At 54.2% G+C, this 17279-nt stretch carries 15 protein-coding genes and 1 riboswitch; of the genes, 14 read left to right on the top strand and 1 reads right to left on the bottom strand.

Features of this window, described 5'->3' with window-relative positions; all coding sequences use genetic code 11:
- Positions 1-5 precede the first annotated feature (5 nt).
- A complete protein-coding gene (locus tag IT084_RS03600) occupies positions 6-1445 on the bottom strand; it encodes a 4-hydroxyphenylacetate 3-hydroxylase N-terminal domain-containing protein (RefSeq protein ID WP_195711193.1) in 1440 nt (479 codons plus the stop codon).
- A 275-nt stretch (positions 1446-1720) separates the two neighbouring features.
- Between IT084_RS03600 and IT084_RS03595 the strand changes: the two genes are divergently transcribed.
- The 14 genes from IT084_RS03595 to IT084_RS03530 all read left to right on the top strand — a co-directional run bounded on the left by IT084_RS03595 (position 1721) and on the right by IT084_RS03530 (position 17268).
- On the top strand, positions 1721-2890 hold the full coding sequence (locus IT084_RS03595) for a D-alanyl-D-alanine carboxypeptidase family protein (RefSeq protein WP_195711191.1): 1170 nt from the start codon (positions 1721-1723) through the stop codon (positions 2888-2890).
- Between the two features lie 208 nt (positions 2891-3098).
- Positions 3099-3437: an anti-sigma factor antagonist gene (locus IT084_RS03590; RefSeq protein ID WP_195711189.1), complete on the top strand. Its 339-nt coding sequence runs from the start codon at positions 3099-3101 to the stop codon at positions 3435-3437.
- 104 nt (positions 3438-3541) lie between these two features.
- Positions 3542-3982 carry an anti-sigma F factor gene (spoIIAB, locus tag IT084_RS03585; RefSeq protein WP_195711187.1) on the top strand — a complete coding sequence of 147 codons (441 nt, stop codon included), beginning with the start codon at positions 3542-3544 and terminating at the stop codon, positions 3980-3982.
- A gap of 12 nt (positions 3983-3994) precedes the next feature.
- The gene (gene sigF / locus IT084_RS03580) at positions 3995-4771 is read left to right on the top strand and encodes an RNA polymerase sporulation sigma factor SigF (RefSeq protein WP_195711185.1); all 777 of its coding nucleotides are present in this window, start codon (positions 3995-3997) and stop codon (positions 4769-4771) included.
- Between the two features lie 96 nt (positions 4772-4867).
- Positions 4868-5062: a dodecin family protein gene (locus tag IT084_RS03575; RefSeq protein ID WP_195711182.1), complete on the top strand. Its 195-nt coding sequence runs from the start codon at positions 4868-4870 to the stop codon at positions 5060-5062.
- Between the two features lie 97 nt (positions 5063-5159).
- Positions 5160-5744, top strand: a complete 585-nt coding sequence (locus IT084_RS03570) for a stage V sporulation protein AE (protein ID WP_195711181.1) — start codon at positions 5160-5162, stop codon at positions 5742-5744.
- Complete coding sequence (locus tag IT084_RS03565; protein ID WP_195711180.1) at positions 5725-7245, top strand: spore germination protein; 1521 nt, start codon at positions 5725-5727, stop codon at positions 7243-7245. Before IT084_RS03570 ends, IT084_RS03565 begins: the two co-directional genes overlap by 20 nt.
- Before the next feature lie 138 nt (positions 7246-7383).
- Positions 7384-8463: an acyl-CoA dehydratase activase-related protein gene (locus IT084_RS03560; protein ID WP_195711179.1), complete on the top strand. Its 1080-nt coding sequence runs from the start codon at positions 7384-7386 to the stop codon at positions 8461-8463.
- A gap of 36 nt (positions 8464-8499) precedes the next feature.
- On the top strand, positions 8500-9612 hold the full coding sequence (locus IT084_RS03555) for a CoA protein activase (RefSeq protein ID WP_195711178.1): 1113 nt from the start codon (positions 8500-8502) through the stop codon (positions 9610-9612).
- Positions 9597-10571 carry an acyl-CoA dehydratase activase gene (locus IT084_RS03550; RefSeq protein WP_195711177.1) on the top strand — a complete coding sequence of 325 codons (975 nt, stop codon included), beginning with the start codon at positions 9597-9599 and terminating at the stop codon, positions 10569-10571. The genes IT084_RS03555 and IT084_RS03550 overlap by 16 nt, the downstream gene beginning before the upstream one ends.
- Positions 10572-10657: 86 nt before the next feature.
- Positions 10658-12013 carry a TrpB-like pyridoxal phosphate-dependent enzyme gene (locus IT084_RS03545; protein ID WP_195711176.1) on the top strand — a complete coding sequence of 452 codons (1356 nt, stop codon included), beginning with the start codon at positions 10658-10660 and terminating at the stop codon, positions 12011-12013.
- Between the two features lie 111 nt (positions 12014-12124).
- Positions 12125-12321, top strand: a riboswitch (Lysine riboswitch).
- Between the two features lie 146 nt (positions 12322-12467).
- Positions 12468-13814, top strand: coding sequence for a diaminopimelate decarboxylase (lysA, locus tag IT084_RS03540; RefSeq protein ID WP_195711174.1), 1347 nt, complete (start codon positions 12468-12470; stop codon positions 13812-13814).
- A gap of 203 nt (positions 13815-14017) precedes the next feature.
- Positions 14018-16657 carry a CBS domain-containing protein gene (locus tag IT084_RS03535; RefSeq protein ID WP_195711172.1) on the top strand — a complete coding sequence of 880 codons (2640 nt, stop codon included), beginning with the start codon at positions 14018-14020 and terminating at the stop codon, positions 16655-16657.
- A complete protein-coding gene (locus IT084_RS03530; protein ID WP_195711170.1) occupies positions 16651-17268 on the top strand; it encodes a site-2 protease family protein in 618 nt (205 codons plus the stop codon). The genes IT084_RS03535 and IT084_RS03530 overlap by 7 nt, the downstream gene beginning before the upstream one ends.
- Positions 17269-17279: the final 11 nt, after the last annotated feature.

Genomic DNA, 17279 nt, shown 5'->3' with positions numbered 1-17279 from the left:
AAATTTTACTCGGGAAGCCCGGCAATCTTTTTGGCCAGGGCTTTCTTTTCTTCCAGGTTGGCCAAATTATACAGGGCCATCTTTTGGGCCATCGGCGAGCCAGCCCCATGCCAGGTCCCGGCGCCGTGCAGGCCGGCGCACCAGTTTTGAATCACCTTGGCCATCCTGAGCCGCAGCTCCGCCGGGGCGGAGGCTTTCATGAACTTGCGCACGTAATCGCCGGTTTCAGGATTTTCCAGTTCCTTTTCGGAGGGCATGGTCACCGCCATACCGCCGCCGATGTCACCGGCCCACTTCATGATGTCCCAAAAACCTTCGGCCACCGTCAATTTGGCCGCGTTGCCGAACACGTCATCGGGCTGGTAGAACCCGGAACCTTCCGGCTCCTCCCTGCCTTTAAGGGCGGCGGCGATGCTGCAGGCCCTGGCGGTTTCGCTGATCCGGATCATGTCGGTAATTTTGTCCACAATATGGGGTGCTTTTTGCACGCCGGAGTATTCAGCCATTAACTGCGTCGCCCCGATGATAATATCGGCAAACCCGACTTTACACGCGCCGCCGCAATTCATTCTGTGGGTCTTGGCGAAGCGGGCGATCAATTTGCCGCAGTACCTGGTTTCGCCGCACATGAACACGCGCTCCCACGGGACAAACACGTCATCAAAAACCATGATGCAGGTCTCCCGCTGGCCGTACTGCGGGTTGCCGAGATACCGCGGGTCGTTCAATTCCCGTTCGGCGGTAAACGGCGTGTACTGGCAGATATACGTGATTCCCTCGGCGCCGTTCGGCACGGCAAAGGCCACGGCGAAGTCCTCTTCACCGGCCTTCATGCCCATGGTCGGAATAACGATGGTTTCATGTGCCCCGATGGCCCCGCTTTGGGAAACTTTGGCTCCCCGTACCACAATGCCGTCCGCCCTTTTTTCCTTGACGTGAACGTAAACGTCGGGGTCCTCCTGCTGCGCGGGCCGCTTGCTCCGGTCACCCTTGGGGTCGGTTACCGCGCCGCTGCAGGCCAGGTCGTTTTGTTGCAGGTATTTAAGATGTTCAATAAAGCGTTTGTGGTACCCCGTGCCAAGATCGCGGTCCATTTCCCAGGTGATGCCCGCCAGCGCGTTTAAAATATCGGCTCCCACGCACCGGTAGTTGCATGTGCCCAGCACCTGGCTGGTGAGCAGGGCCATTTCCGCTCTCTTTTCCAGATCGGCGTTGCTCATGGCTATGTGCAGGTTGCGGCTGACCTTTTCACCGGTAAAGGGTGATTGGACTGTCATGACCGCCTCGTACTCCGGCTTTAAAGCCAAATCGTAAACCGTGGCATTGGCTTTCACCACCGTCATCGTGGTGGGGTTTTCCAGCAACTTAACCTGTTTGCCGCCCAGGAATATGCGCGGGTCATATTTTTTCATGCTCTCTATGTATTGTTCTCCGCTCATTAACATGGTACCGACCTCCTCAAAAAATTAATTATTAACCAGTTTAACATGCAAAAAATATGCCATAACAGAAAATTCTGAATTGCGATCTAGCAACTGGCCCATTTACTATTACAGGCCGGCTTAAGGGTAAACATTTTTTACCGGATCCGACCAGAGATTTAACCATTGTTACGTACATATGCAAAATTACATGTCTACATGCCTTTACATTGCCGTCCGTATAACTTTTTTCAAGTTTCACATAATATTTTGAGTCGATAAAAACAGGGGGGTAGTGTATGAAAGGCAAATACATTTCCGTACTGGTTGTCTCGGTGGTGGTATTTTGCTTTGTAATTGCCGGGGCGGCACTAGCGGCAACGGAAAAAAGCGCGCCCGCACCGGCCCTGGAAACGACCGCGGAGTCGGCGGTATTGATGGAAGCCTCCAGCGGCAAGGTGCTCTGGTCCAAGGAACCGGACAAGGAACTGCCCATGGCCAGCGTAACCAAGATTATGACCTTACTGCTGGCTTTTGAAGCTCTGGACCAGGGAAAAATCAGTTACGATGACCGGGTCACCGCGTCGGAAAACGCCTGGAAAATGGGCGGTTCACAAATTTATCTCGAGCCCGGCGAAGAAATGAGCATGAAAGATATGTTGATTTCCGTAGCCGTGGGGTCGGCCAACGACGCCAGCGTGGCCGTGGCCGAACACATTGCCGGTTCGGTGGAGGCGTTCGTGGACATGATGAACAAGCGGGCCCGGGAACTGGGATGCAAGCATACCAGGTTCGCCAATCCCACCGGTCTGCCGGCGGAGAACCACTATACTTCCGCGCTGGATATGGCCATAATCTTACGCGAGGCGTTAAAATATCCCGAATTTGTTAAGACTTCTTCCATTTACCGGTATGATATCCGCGGCGGTGATTTTGTGCTGTGGAATACCAACAAATTGCTCAAGTGGTACCGCGGGGTTGACGCCGGGAAAACCGGCTGGACCAACGAAGCAAAATATTGCCTTGCCTCCACTGCCAAACGGGACGGTCTCCGCTTGATTTCGGTAGTGCTGGGCACGCCCGAGCCGAGAAGCCATTTCAGGGAAACAATTAAAATATTCAATTACGGCTTTGCTCGCTATGAAGCGGTTAACTTCGCCCAAAAAGGCGAAAAGATAAAAAACGTTAAAGTCGGCAAAGGTACCCTGGACAAAGTGGGCGTTGTGGCGGGCGCCGATATCTCCGTCGCGGTTCCCAAAGGTCAAAAGGAAAAATACCGGGGCAATGTTGTTTTGCCGGAGGAAATAACGGCCCCGGTGAATAAGGGACAAAAAGTTGGTGAGTTTGTGGTGCTGGAAGAGGACAGGGAAGTTCAGCGGGTGCCGCTGGTGGCCCAAAATACGGTGAGCAGGGCCTCGGTTTTCCGGCAAATGTACAAGGTGATGAACAAGGTTTTTGCGGTGGAATAAAGATTTTGAAGATAAAAAACTCGGTTGAGGGGGCGCTGGTGCGTCCTTTTCTTTTGTATTTTTAGATTAATAATGCCTTGTCGGTCAAATTGTTTGTTGTTTTGCTGTTCAATAAGTTTGCAATTAAATTCAAAATTATGGTAGAATCTAACAGAAGACGGAAAGTGTTGATTTTAAACATATACCATGACCGGGGTGATACTATAAAATGAATTACACGATCAAGAAAGAAAAAAATTGCTTAGTGGTTGCGGTCACCGGTGAGATAGACATCAGTGTAACCGATTCTTTACGTGAGGATGTGGACCGGGCGCTGGTAAATTATGGCGTAAACATTTTAATCTTTGACCTTGGCCAGGTCGATTTCGTGGACAGCTCCGGCCTCGGGGTAATCCTGGGCCGGTATAAAAAGGTGGCCGGCAAGGGCGGCAAGGTGTACCTGGCCGGGGCCAAGCCACAGGTTAAAAAAGTGCTTGAATTATCGGGGTTGTTGAACATAATGGAAGAATATTTTTCAGCCGCGGAAATCCTGGAAAAGATATCATGACCCATTCCCGTGCTGCTGGCGGCCACATTATAAAATAAGGTTGTAAGGTTTTTATGTTTTTTAAGCGGTTTTTACTTTTAGAGAAATAAGGAGGCAAAAAAGAAATGAACAGGGCAGTGATAGAATTCTCCAGCCGAGCGGAAAACGTGGCTTTTGCCCGGGTAGCGGTGGCGGCGTTTGTTTCTCAGCTTGATTTCACGCTATCCGATTTGGAAGAAATCAAGGTGGCGGTTTCCGAGGCGGTATCCAATGCCATTGTGCATGGATACGGGAACGATCCCAACCACATGGTCCGGCTTGAATTAACCATCTCCGGGGATTACATGGAAATTGAAGTGATCGACCGGGGGCGGGGTATGGAAGACGTTGCCAGGGCCATGGAACCGGCTTATTCAACCGATCCCGAAAGAATGGGCCTGGGCTTTGCTTTCATGCAGTCTTTTATGGATAAATTAAGTGTGGAATCCACACCGCAAAAGGGCACACGGGTCAAAATGATCAGAAGGGCGGGGGTTCCCCGCCGCGCGGCGGTACCCGAACAGTAGGGGGAGTGATGGATGAGCAGTAGATTAATCGAAATGAACCTGCCCCGCTTTCCCCTGCTGAAGGACGGTGAGATGAAAGAATTGATTGCCAGTGCCCAGGCAGGCGACGCCCGGGCTAGGGAAAGGCTGATCAACTGCAACCTCAAACTGGTGTTTAACCTGGTCAAGCGGTTTCAAAACAGGGGTTACGAGCTGGAGGATCTATTCCAGATCGGCTGTATCGGTTTGATAAAAGCAATTGATAAATTCGATTTAAATTACAATGTTCGCTTTTCCACCTACGCCGTACCCATGATTGTGGGGGAAATCAGGCGTTTTTTGCGGGATGACAACCCGGTTAAAGTCAGTCGTTCCATTAAGGAAACCGCCTATAAAGTACAACAAACCCGGGAAATATTGACGGCCAAACTGGGGCGCGAGCCCACCGTCGCCGAAATAGCGTCCGAGCTGGGCATTTCCCGCGAAGAAGTGGTGACGGCGCTGGAAGCGGCCCAGTCCCCCACCTCCATTTACGAGACGCTGCACCAGGATGACGGTGACCCTATTTACTTGCTGGACCAGTTGAGCGAAGGGGACGGGGGGGAAGCGCCCTGGCTGGACAGCATTGCGGTCAAGGAAGTGCTCAAGCAGCTACCGGACCGGGACAGGCTTATTTTACTCTGGCGCTTTTTTGGGGATAAAACCCAGGGGGAAATTGCCGACAAGCTGGGCCTTTCCCAGGTTCAGGTATCCCGCCTGGAACGCCAGGCGTTGAAAAAATTGCACGATATGATGGAAAACGCCAACTAAATTCAAACCATCTCCATGCTGCCGTATAAAAATCGAAACAGGGCGAATAATAACAAACGTTATAGTATATCAAGCAAATAAAGGAGGATGTGGAACATGCATATTAAGGTCATGGAAATGGTGGGAGAGTCTCCGGACGGTTGGCGCAGCGCCGTGCAGTCCGCCGTCAGCGAGGCTTCCAAAACGGTGAACAATATTGTGGGCGTGGAAGTTGTAAACTTTACCGCCAACGTCGAGAACGGAAGAGTAGTGGAATACAAGGCCAACGTAAAAATAGCCCATACAAGCTAAACAATAAAGACACCTCAACGGTGTCTTTATTCTTCTAATCGGTAAATGAATTTTCGGGGAAGGGGTAAGGTATGGGACCAAACAAGGGGTATAGGGTGTGAACGGGCCGGTCAACGTCATTATCGTTACCGACGGGGACCAGGTGGCTCAAAAGACCGTGGAAACAGCTGCGCGCAACATCGGAGCCAGGTGTATTTCCGCCTCTGCGGGCAACCCTACGAAATTAAACGGTGAACAGCTGTTGCAATTAATCAAGCAGGCCGCCCATGACCCCGTGGTGGTAATGCTGGATGACCGCGGCTTCCACGGCCAGGGAAAGGGCGAATCGATACTGGCGTACCTGGCCCGGCATCCGGATATCCGCATTCTCGGCGCCCTGGCGGTGGCCTCCAATACCGGGGCCACCGAGGGCGCGCACGTGGATTTTTCTATAGATTGCCGGGGCAAGCTGGTTGAGGGGCCGGTTGATAAACTGGGGCGCGCTTACGGTACCCGTGGACAAACCCTGAACGGGGATACCGTTGAAGTGCTGGACCGGTTAAATTTGCCGGTGGTGATCGGCATCGGGGACGTGGGTAAAATGAACGGCGCCGACGATTATACCACCGGTGCTCCCCTGACCACCAGGGCATTGCGGGAAATTATCAGAAGGAGTGGATACCGTGAGTCCCGCTGCAATTGAAAATAAAACAAAGCTGAATAAAAGCCTGGATATTAACAAAGATTTACTGGACGAAAAGCTCGCTTTCGACAAAAACTTTGATATTGTCAGGCGGGAAATGACCATCGGCGGCAAAAAGACGCTGATGCTTTTTGTTGATGCCTTTGCCAATGCCGGCTTGATGGTTGAGATATTGGACAACCTGACCTTGCTGGATCGTGAAGACCTGTCGGTAGACGCCTTTAAAAAACTATTTGACAAGCATATAAATTACGTCGAAGTTCAATCCGTCGAATACCTTGAAGATTTGATTGAACAGATGCTTTCGGGTCCGCTGGCATTGCTGATAGACGGCTTTGAGCAGGCAATCATGCTTGATGTGCGCACCTACCCCGCGCGGAGTCCGGAAGAGCCGGACCTGGAAAAAGTGGTGCGGGGTTCCCGGGACGGTTTCACCGAAACCCTGGTCTTCAATACTGCCTTGATCAGGCGTCGCATCCGCGACCCCAAACTGCGCATGGAGTATATCCAGGCCGGTAATCGATCCAAAACGGACATCGTGATCTGCTATATTGAGGACATCGCCAACAAGGACCTGGTAGACAGCATCCGGGAAAAGGTTTCCAGCATCAATATCGATGGTTTGCCCATGGCCGAAAAAGCGGTGGAGGAATTGATTACACCCGGTAACTACTGGAACCCGTTGCCGCGGGTGCGTTACACCGAAAGACCCGACGTAGCCTCCATTCACCTGCTGGAGGGCCACGTACTGGTACTGGTTGACACTTCGCCCAGCGTGATTATCACACCGGCAACCTATTTCCATCACCTGCAGCACGCTGAAGAATACCGGCAGAGCCCCGTCATAGGGGTGTACCTGCGCTGGGTCAGGTTTTTAGGAGTGCTTATTTCTGTGTTTTTGTTGCCCGTTTGGCTGCTGGCGGCTCTTCAGCCGGAACTTTTGCCGCCGGCCCTCAAGTTTATCGGCCCCGCGAAAATGGGTAAAATTCCAATCTTTATTCAGTTTTTGATTGCCGAGCTGGCGGTGGATATGGTCCGGATGGCCACCATCCATACGCCCACGGCGCTGGCCACCGCCGTAGGCATTATTGCCGCATTGCTTATCGGTGATATGGCGGTGTCGGTAGGTTTATTAAATGCCGAAGTGGTTATGTATACCGCCGCAGCGGTGGTGGGAAATTACCTTACCCCCAGTTATGAACTGAGCCTGGCCAATCGCCTGATCCGCCTGTTCCTGCTGTTCATGGTGGGGTTGTTCCGCTTGCCGGGATTGCTGGTGGGGCTTGCCCTCACGCTGGCGCTGCTGATTTTTACCCGGTCGTTCGGGGTGCCTTATTTCTGGCCTTTAATTCCGTTCAATGCCGGGGCGCTGTGGAGTATACTGGTGCGCCGGCCGGTGCCTACGACCAATCTCAGGCCCAGCATCATTAAACCCCGGGATTTGGACCGCCAGGGAGTGCCCGTACCGGCACGCAAGCCCGGTAAAAAAGAGAATGAGTAAGAACGCAAGCATTAAACGCGGCCCGCGGCCGCATTTTTTTTCACCGGCCGCCGGTGAACGGTGGCCAAAAGTATACCATTGCACTTTTTGGTTCATAATAGATTAATGTGGTAAACGTCTATCGACGGAGGTTGAAAAATGTCCTTAAAAGTGGGTATCCCCAGGGCATTGCTTTATTATTATTACTTCCCCCAGTGGGCTGCTTTTTTTAATCACCTCGGGGTGCAGGTCGTCGTATCCCGCGAGACCACGCGGGGACTGCTGGAAAAGGGACTACGGTCGACGGTTGATGAAGCCTGCCTTCCCGTAAAGCTGGCAGTGGGACATGTGCTGGATTTGCGGGACAGGGTGGACTACATCTTTTTACCTCGCCTGGTCAGCATGGCCAGGCGGGAATATATTTGTCCCAAATTTTTGGGGTTCCCTGACATGGTGCGCAACACCATCGACGGGATTGGGCCGCTGATCGACTGCAATCTCGACCTGTACCGGAAGAACAGCAGCCAGTATGATTTTTTTTATGCGGTGGGTAAAATGTTCACCCGTAACCCGGTTAAAATTCGCAGGGCATACCATGCTTCGCTGGAAGCGCTGAGAAGGCATTGCCTGGCCATGGAGTCGGGCGCGTTGGCCGGTGAAACGGCACCCGAAACAACCCCCGCGCACCAAAACAGGACCGGGGAAGCGCGGGCCGGGGATGTCAATGTTGCCGTTATCGGCCACCCGTATAATCTTTACGACCGGTTCATCAGCATGAACCTGATCAAACGGCTCAAGGAAAACGGGGCCAATGTGTTGACCGCCGAGCAGTTGCCGGAACAAATGGCGCGTCGCGAGGCGCAAAGGCTGCCCAAAAAGCTGTTCTGGACTCTCAACCAGCGCATGATCGGGGCCGCCTATCACTATTTTGAGCGGCCGGACGTGCACGGGGTCATTCACGTCGCTTCATTCGGCTGCGGTCCCGATTCCATGACGGGTGAGTTAATTGAAAGGTACGCCCGGAAATGGTCGCGCAAACCGTTACTGATCCTTACCCTGGACGAGCATACCGGGGAAGCGGGGATGGTAACGCGGCTGGAGGCGTTTTTGGACATGGTGCGCTGGCGCCGCAACCTGGCGGACGCGGCGGCAGCAACCACTACGAAGATAATTGCGAAGAAAGCGGAAGAAACCACCGGAGCGCCAGATACAAGTACCGGGGTTTTTGCAGCTAAATAATGGGTACAAATAATAACCAAAAAGGTGTTGGTGATCGTGAAGGTAACCTACCCCCACATGGGCTATATGTGGATTTGTGTCAAGGCCATGCTGGAATACCTGGGAGTTGACGTTGTGTTGCCCCCGCCGTCAAGCAAAAAAACGTTGTCGTTTGGAGTCAAGCACGCTCCCGAGTTTGCCTGCATGCCTCTGAAACTGAACCTGGGCAATTTTATGGAAGCGGCGGAGCTGGGGGCCGACACCATAGTCATGGCGGGCGGGTGCGGTCCCTGCCGTTTCGGCTACTACGCCCAGGTGGAACACGCCATCCTGGAGGACCTGGGGTACAAGTACCAGCTGGTGGTGCTGGAGCCGCCGGAAAAGCACATTGGTGAACTTTTGGGCAAAATCAGACACATTACCGGCAACCGCTCGTGGCGGCAGGTAATTAGAGGTGTCCGGTTCGGTTACCATAAGGCGCAGGCGGTGGATGAACTGGAAAAAATGGCCTACTACATGAGGCCGCGGGAAATAACGGCGGGCGAAACCGACCTGGCTTTGAACCGGGCGTTGAAAGAGATTATCGCGGTAAAAGCGCCGGAGGAATTGCCGGCGGCCAGGGAAAAGGCCGCCCAAATTATGCGCGCCGTACCGCTGGACAGGCAACGCAAGGTTGTGCGTGTGGGCCTGGTGGGCGAGATCTATACCCTGCTGGATCCATTTGCCAACCAGGATATCGAGCGCAAGCTGGGCAGGATGGGGGTGGAAGTTGACCGTTCCATCCACCTCAGCGAGTGGATCAACGATCACCTGTTTTTAGGGCTGGCCAAAAACATGCGCAGCAGTAAACTGGCCAAGCAAAAGGCGTTGGCATATCTTGGCCATTTTGTGGGCGGCCACGGCATGGAGACTGTCGGCAATACCGTGCTTTACGCCGAACAGGGATTTGACGGGGTAATCCAGTTATTGCCGTTTACCTGTATGCCGGAAATTGTGGCCCAAAGTATTTTACCGAAGGTCAGCGCAGACCTGGGTATTCCCACGATGACGCTGATTGTGGACGAGCAATCCGGTGACGCCGGAGTGGTAACCAGGTTGGAAGCATTTGTAGACCTTTTGATGAGAAAAAAAGAAATCAGGGAGGGTTCGGTAAAATGTACGGTTATTTAGGCATTGACGTCGGTTCGGTCAGCACCAACCTGGTATTTATGGGCGAGGACGGAACGGTGAAACACAGCATTTACCTGCGCACCCGGGGGAAACCCATTGAAGCGGTGCAACGGGGTTTGAAAATGTTGAAAGAAGCGCTGCCGCCGCAAACAAAGATTACGGGCGTGGGAACCACGGGCAGCGGCAGACACCTGGCGGGCGTGATTACCGGCGCCGATATCATCAAGAACGAGATTACCACCCATGCCATAGCCGCTTCAAATGTGGTACCGGGTGTGCAAACCATCCTGGAAATCGGCGGCCAGGATTCAAAAATCATTATTTTGCGCAACGGCGTTGTGGCGGACTTCGCCATGAATACTGTTTGCGCCGCCGGGACCGGGTCGTTTCTGGACCAGCAGGCCGCCAGGCTGAACATTGATATCGAGGAATTCGGTCCTCTGGCGCTGCGGTCCAGGGTGCCCGTGCAAATTGCCGGGCGCTGCGCCGTGTTTGCGGAAAGCGACATGATTCACAAGCAGCAGATGGGCTACAACGTGGAGGATATCCTGGCGGGTCTTTGCGACGCGCTGGTCCGCAATTATTTGAACAATGTCGGCAAGGGCAAGGAAATACTGCCGCCGGTGGTGTTTCAGGGCGGCGTAGCGGCCAACGTCGGAATGAAACGGGCGTTTGAAAAAGCCCTGGACATGGAAATACATGTGCCGCCCTACTTCAACGTAATGGGCGCGCTGGGGGCGGCCATGCTGGCCAGGGAGGCAACCAGCCGGAAGAATACCGGTTTTAGGGGATTCGGTATTGTTGACAGAGATTTTTATGCCGGTGGATTTGCCTGTGACGGGTGCCCCAACGTTTGCGAAGTTGTAGAGATTACAGAATCCGGCCGGGTCATCGCCCGCTGGGGCGACCGCTGCGGGCGCTGGAGCGGCCTGTTGGAACAAAAAGAAAAAATTAGCTGATTGTCCCCTTGCAGAAAAATAATCCATATTCTACAATGGGTTTATCTGATTCCCCAAAACCCGAGTAGAGAGGAGAGCAAGTGGAGATGAGCGATGTAAAAATCTTGCTCACAGAAAAGGAAATGCCCGAAAAGTGGTACAACATCCAGGCCGACATGCCGAATTTGCCCAAGCCGCCGCTGCACCCGGCCACCAAACAGCCCGTGGGCCCGGAAGACCTGTCCGCCATTTTTCCCATGGAATTGATCAAACAGGAGGTCAGCCAGGAGCGGTGGATCGAGATTCCGGATGAAGTGCGGGAAATTTACCGGCTTTGGCGCCCTTCGCCGCTCTGCCGGGCCCGCCGCCTGGAAAAGGCCTTGGACACTCCGGCCAAAATTTTTTACAAGTATGAAGGCGTAAGCCCGGCTGGCAGTCATAAACTGAACACCGCCGTGCCGCAGGCTTATTATAACAAAAAGGAAGGCATCAACCGGCTGACCACGGAGACCGGCGCCGGGCAATGGGGTGTGGCCCTCAGCCAGGCCTGCAATTTCTTTGGCATGGAATGCAGGGTTTACATGGTCAAGGTAAGTTACCAGCAAAAACCATATCGCCGGTCCATGATGCAGATATTCGGTTCCACCGTGGTGCCCAGTCCCAGCGACGAGACGGAAGCGGGCCGGAAAGTGCTTGCCGTCGATCCCGATTCTCCGGGCAGCCTGGGCATTGCCATCAGCGAGGCGGTGGAAGTCGCGGCGCAGCGCGACGATACCAACTACGCCCTGGGCAGCGTATTGAACCACGTGCTGCTACACCAGACCGTCATCGGCCTGGAAGCAAAGGAACAAATGGCCAAGGCCGGGGAGTACCCCGACGTGGTGATTGCCTGCTGCGGTGGGGGCAGTAATTTCGGCGGCATGGCCTTCCCCTTTGTGCATGATAAATTGGTACGCGGCGCCAAAATAAGGTTGATCGCCGCGGAGCCTTCCGCCTGCCCGACGCTAACCCGCGGCCAATTCGGCTATGACTTTGGGGACGTGGCGGGGTTGACGCCGCTGCTCAGCATGTATACCCTGGGTTCGGAGTTCATGCCCCCCGGCATTCATGCGGGCGGCCTGCGCTATCACGGGGATTCGCCGCTGGTGAGCCAGCTGCTGCACGACGGCATTATCGAGGCCACCGCGCTGGGTCAAACTTCAGTCTTTGAGGGAGCCAGGTTGTTTGCGCGTAGCGAGGGCATTGTACCCGCGCCGGAATCGGCCCACGCCATCCAGTGTGCCATTAACGAGGCATTGGCCGCCAGGGAAGCCGGGGAAGCCCGGACCATCTTGTTCAACCTCAGCGGGCATGGTTTACTGGATTTACCTTCCTACGACGCGTACCTGGCGGGCAAACTGGAGGATTACCCGCTGCCCGAGGATGTCCTCGCCAAATCGCTGAAAAATCTTCCTCAAATATAAATTTATGTACCTACAGGGCGGCAAAATTTTTTGCCGCCCTGTAATGTTTAATTGACTGTGCAAAAGGATCATGTTACAATGTCCAAAAATAAATACCTCATCTCCGCCCGGGAGGTGAGTAGAGGCGCGGGTTGCATGAGTAACTCCGGTGGAGGAACGGGTATCCGATGAACCGGGTGAAAGGGCAAGCCGCCGAAGTCCGGCGTAATTCCCGAAAGCGCCGGGCTGGGCCGGCATTAAACAGGTGCCGGACTGTCACCCGGTACGCCCCGTTCCTGCGGGTTTCCGGGTGGAGGGCTATTCACCGGCGAGACGGAAAGGGTCATTTTGCACTGGTGACCGCCTTTCACTCCGCTTGGAAGGGGTTTTTTTATTTGCTGAACCAGTTTTGCGGAGTGCCATGCATACATTTTTCATAATTTATAATATCAGCTGATTGGAGGCAGTAAGTTTAATGAAACTTCAGGGTACGATGCGGATCAACGACAAGGGTCACCTGGAAATAGGCGGGTGCGATACGGTGGAACTGGCAAGGCGGTTCGGCACGCCGCTTTATGTTTTGGACGAGGAGCATTTCCGCCAAAACTGCCGCAGCTATTACCGCGCATTCGTTGAGAAATATGACGGGGTGGTTATTTACGCAGGGAAAACATTGCTTACCCTGGCGATTTGCCACATTGTCGCCGAGGAAGGCCTGAGCCTGGACGTGGTATCGGGCGGGGAGTTGTATACGGCCAGGAAGGCCCGGTTCCCCATGGAAAGGGTGTACTTTCACGGCAACAACAAATCCGTGACCGAACTGAAAATGGCCCTGGATTTCAAGGTCGGCCGGATCATGGTGGATAACCCTTATGAACTGGAAATGTTGAACCGCCTGGCCGGCGAGGCGGGGGTTTGCGCCAATATAATCATGCGCCTGACCCCGGGGGTGGAAGCGCACACCCATGAGTATATCAAGACGGGGCAGATAGACAGCAAGTTCGGCATGGTGATAGCAAACGGCCAGGCCATGGAGGCAATTAAAAAGGCCCTGAACATGGAGCATATCAGGGTCAGGGGACTGCACTGCCATATCGGCTCGCAGATTTTTGAACTGCAGTCCTACGCCCATGCCGCCGAAGTGATGATGGGTTTTGCCGCCGGGGTAAGGCGGGAGACCGGCTGGGCACCCGAGGAAATGAACCTGGGCGGCGGTTTGGGCATCTATTATGCCGAGGGTGACGAACCGCGGCCGGTGGAAGCTTACGCTGAAACGGTAATGCAATCGATACGCGAACAGGCTCAAAAACATGGCCTTCCCGTACCCAGGGTAATGGTGGAACCCGGCCGTTCCATCAGCGGCCCTGCGGGTACCACCCTTTATACGGTGGGCGCGGTGAAGGAGATACCGGGTATCCGCAAGTACGTGGCCGTGGACGGCGGAATGGCAGACAACCCCAGGCCGGCCATGTACCAGTCACGGTACGAGGCGCTGGTTGCCAACCGGGCGGCGGAGGAGCCGCAGGAAACGGTGTCCATTGCCGGAAAGTGCTGCGAGTCGGGCGACATGTTGATTTGGGACATCAATCTGCCCGCGGTCAACCCGGGCGATATCCTGGCCGTTTCCGCCACGGGAGCATATAACTATTCCATGTCCATGAACTATAACCGCCTGCCGCGGCCGGCCATGGTACTGGTCAGGGACGGCGAAGCCGATGTTATCGTAGCCAGGGAAACCTACGAAGACTTGATCAGAAACGATGTGGTGCCGGAGAGGCTGGTCAAACGGAAGGTGGTGCAACTGGCCGGGGCCGGGTATTAGTTGTCAAATCACCACAGCGGCAGGTGATCCGGTGGCTTTCTGGAGCGAAAGGAGCACTGGATGCGGAGCCTGAGGAAAATGCCCCGCAGGGTCTTTTGAACACCTGCAGGGTATTTTTTTTCACACCGGGCGGGCAAATATGGTATAATATGAAACTAATGCGACAAACAAAAATAATTGTGTCCGGTGGAGGAAGATGGGTTTTGGAAATCATTACCACTCATACCAATACCGATATGGACGGTCTCGCCGCCATGGTGGCGGCTCAAAAATTGTACCCGGAAGCCAAGATGGTGCTGCCGGGCAAACTTTCCCGCAACGTGGAAGAATTCGTATCGCTGCATAAAGATACCTTGAACGTTTACAACATCAGGCAAATTGATTTGGGGCAGGTTAAAAGGGTTGTAATGGTGGATACCAAGAACCCCCGCCGGGTGGGTAAAATCGGCGATATCTTAAGCAAACCCGGGGTCGACGTGCATATCTACGACCATCACCCCTGGATGGAAGGCGACGTGAGGGGTTCTGTGGAAGTGGTTGACCCGGTGGGGGCGACCGTTACCCTGCTGGTGGAAAAAATCAAGGAAGCCGGTTTATCCCTGACATCCCTGGAGGCCACCATCTTCGCCCTGGGCATTTACGGCGATACCGGGTCGCTGATGTTCACCAATACCACGCACCGGGATGCCGAAGCTGTTTCCTACCTGCTGAAAAAAGGCGCCAACCTGGCGGTGGTGGCGGAATTTCTGGGCCGGCCGATGACGGACGAGCAGAAAAAGCTGCTTAAGGAACTGCTCAATAATGCCGACCTGCACCAGATCAACGGGGTCAAAGTTTTGCTGGCCCGGGCCAAAACAGATGAATTTGTGGTCGGCCTGTCCATGATCAACCACATGATCTCGGAAATTGAACGCATCGACGTGGTTTTTGTCCTGGCCGAGATGGACGACCGGGTGCATATTGCAGGCCGGAGCAGTATCCCCCAGGCCAATGTAGCCGAAATATTAAAACACTTTGGCGGAGGGGGGCACGCCGGTGCGGCATCCGCCACTGTAAAGAATGGAAACGTCGAGGACATAGTATGGGAACTGCTGGATGTGATTTATAAAAAGGTCAGGCCGCCGCTTTGTGCCGCCGACATCATGTCCTCGCCGGTGAAAACGGTAACCCCCGAAATGAGTATCGCCGAGGCGGGCACGATTATGTTGCGCTACGGGCACACCGGCTTGCCCGTGGTTAAAGGGGACAAACTGATTGGGGTAATCTCCCGCCGCGACGTGGAAAAAGCCAACCATCACGGCCTGGGACATGCTCCCGTGAAAGGGTTTATGAGCGTGCGGGTTGTGTCCGTACCGAGCGACATGCCGGTTTCCGAGGTGCAGCAGTTGATGATCAACCACGATATCGGGCGGGTTCCTGTGGTTGATGACGGCAAGCTGGTGGGCATCGTCTCCCGCACCGACGTACTGCGCACGCTGCACGGCGAAGTGCAAAACAGGCACAAAACCATCTACAATAACGGTTCCCAGCTCACCCGTCGGAATATCAGCTGGATCATGCGCAAGAATTTGTCCCCCACGGTGTGGGGTATTTTGAAGCAGGCGGGAAAAATAGCGGATGAGATGAATTACAAGGTTTACGCCGCCGGGGGGTTGGTTCGGGACGTTTTGCTCGGCCACGCCAGCCTGGACGTGGACCTTGTGGTTGAAGGGGACGGCATCTTGCTGGCCGAGGCCCTTGGCGAACACCATGGCGCCCGGGTCAGGGTGCACAAGCAATTCGGCACTGCCGAGGTGGTATTCTCAGAGGAATTTAAAATCGACGTGGCCACCGCCAGGCTGGAGTTTTACGCTTACCCGGCCGCCCTGCCCCAGGTGGAGAGCTCTTCCCTGCACCAGGACCTGTACCGGCGTGATTTTACCATCAACGCCATGGCCGTGTGTTTAAACGATAAAAAGTTCGGCAATATCGTTGACTTTTTTAACGGCCGGGAAGATCTGGAGCAGGGCCTGATCAGGGTGCTGCATAATTTAAGTTTCATTGAGGATCCCATCAGGATTCTTCGAGCCGTCCGCTTTGAACAAAGGTACGGTTTTAAAATCGAACAGCAAACCCTTAAATTTTTAAAGGAAGCGGTGCGCCAGTCCGTACTGGCCCGGGTGACCCCCGAGCGCATCTGGGAAGAGCTGAAGCATATCCTGGTGGAAAGGGAAGCGGCCCCGATGTTGCGGCGCCTGGAGGAGTTAAAGGTCTGGTCCTTTATTTTCCCGGGCGTGAATTACTGGGAAGTCGACCCGGTGCTGAGGGATTTAAGCCAGTCCATGGACCTGCTTGACTCATGGGGTTACTTTCAAACTTCGGAAAAGTGGCTGCCGCACCTGATTGCTGCACTGCACTGGTCGGATATGGAAGTGGCCCGCGGGATTTGCGAAAGGTATCACCTGAGCAAACGGCAGACCGGGAAAGTGCTGGCCGCCCTTAAGGGATGGCGCGAAGCCATAGCGATGATCTGGAAGGCTCCGGAGGATGTTAAAACCAGTCAACTGGCGGGTGTGCTGCTGGAAATGCCCCGTGAATCCTACCCCATGTTGCTGGCTATTCTGGAAGAGGACTGGATCAAGGAACGATTCCGGCAACTGTTGAATACCATAATGGATAGCAAACCTACGATTAACGGAAAATATATTAAAAAACTCGGTTACCCGCCCGGCCCCCTGTACAGGGAAACGCTTGACGCGCTATGGCGGGAGCGCCTGGACGGCAATGTGCGGACCGAGGAGGAAGAACAATTTTTTGTGCGTAATTACCTGTCCAGGGTAACCGGAGGAGAAAAGAAATGTTAGATTTCCCCAGCCTGCGAGAACTACTGCTTTTGCTGCCGGCAATACTGGTGGGCCTGACCTTTCATGAATTCGCCCACGGGTGGGTGGCCGATCGCCTGGGCGATCGCACGGCCAGGTACCAGGGCCGGCTGACCCTGAACCCCCTGGCGCATATCGATCCGGTGGGATTCTTGATGCTGGTTTTATTCCGGTTCGGCTGGGCCAAGCCGGTGCCGGTCAATCCCTACAACCTGCGCGGCGACCCCGCCCGGGGGATGTTGATGATCGCGCTGGCCGGCCCTGCCGCCAATTTGCTGGTGGCCCTGGTTACAGCCTTGTTGTTGGGCACGGGAGTAACTCACCTGATTCCTTACGGGTATTATTTTTTACTGCTGGCTTTACAGATTAACGTTGTTTTGGCCGTGTTCAACCTGATCCCGGTGCCGCCCCTGGACGGGTCGAAAATACTGGCCGGCCTGCTGCCGCGCCAATCCCATTTCCTCTACCAGATGGAAACGTACGGTACAATTATCTTGCTTTTATTGCTTTTCACCGGGATTTTGGGAAAAATCCTGTGGCCGGTGGTGAATTTTATTGTTAATATATTACTGGCTATAGCAAAAATAATTTAATGCCTTAAAGC

Origin of the sequence: Desulfallas sp. Bu1-1 (assembly GCF_015594625.1) — a bacterium.
Classification (GTDB): Bacteria; Bacillota; Desulfotomaculia; order Desulfotomaculales; family Desulfallaceae; genus JADNRQ01.
The sequence above is the reverse complement of the archived record's forward strand: the minus strand, read 5'-3'. Positions and strand labels throughout refer to the sequence as shown.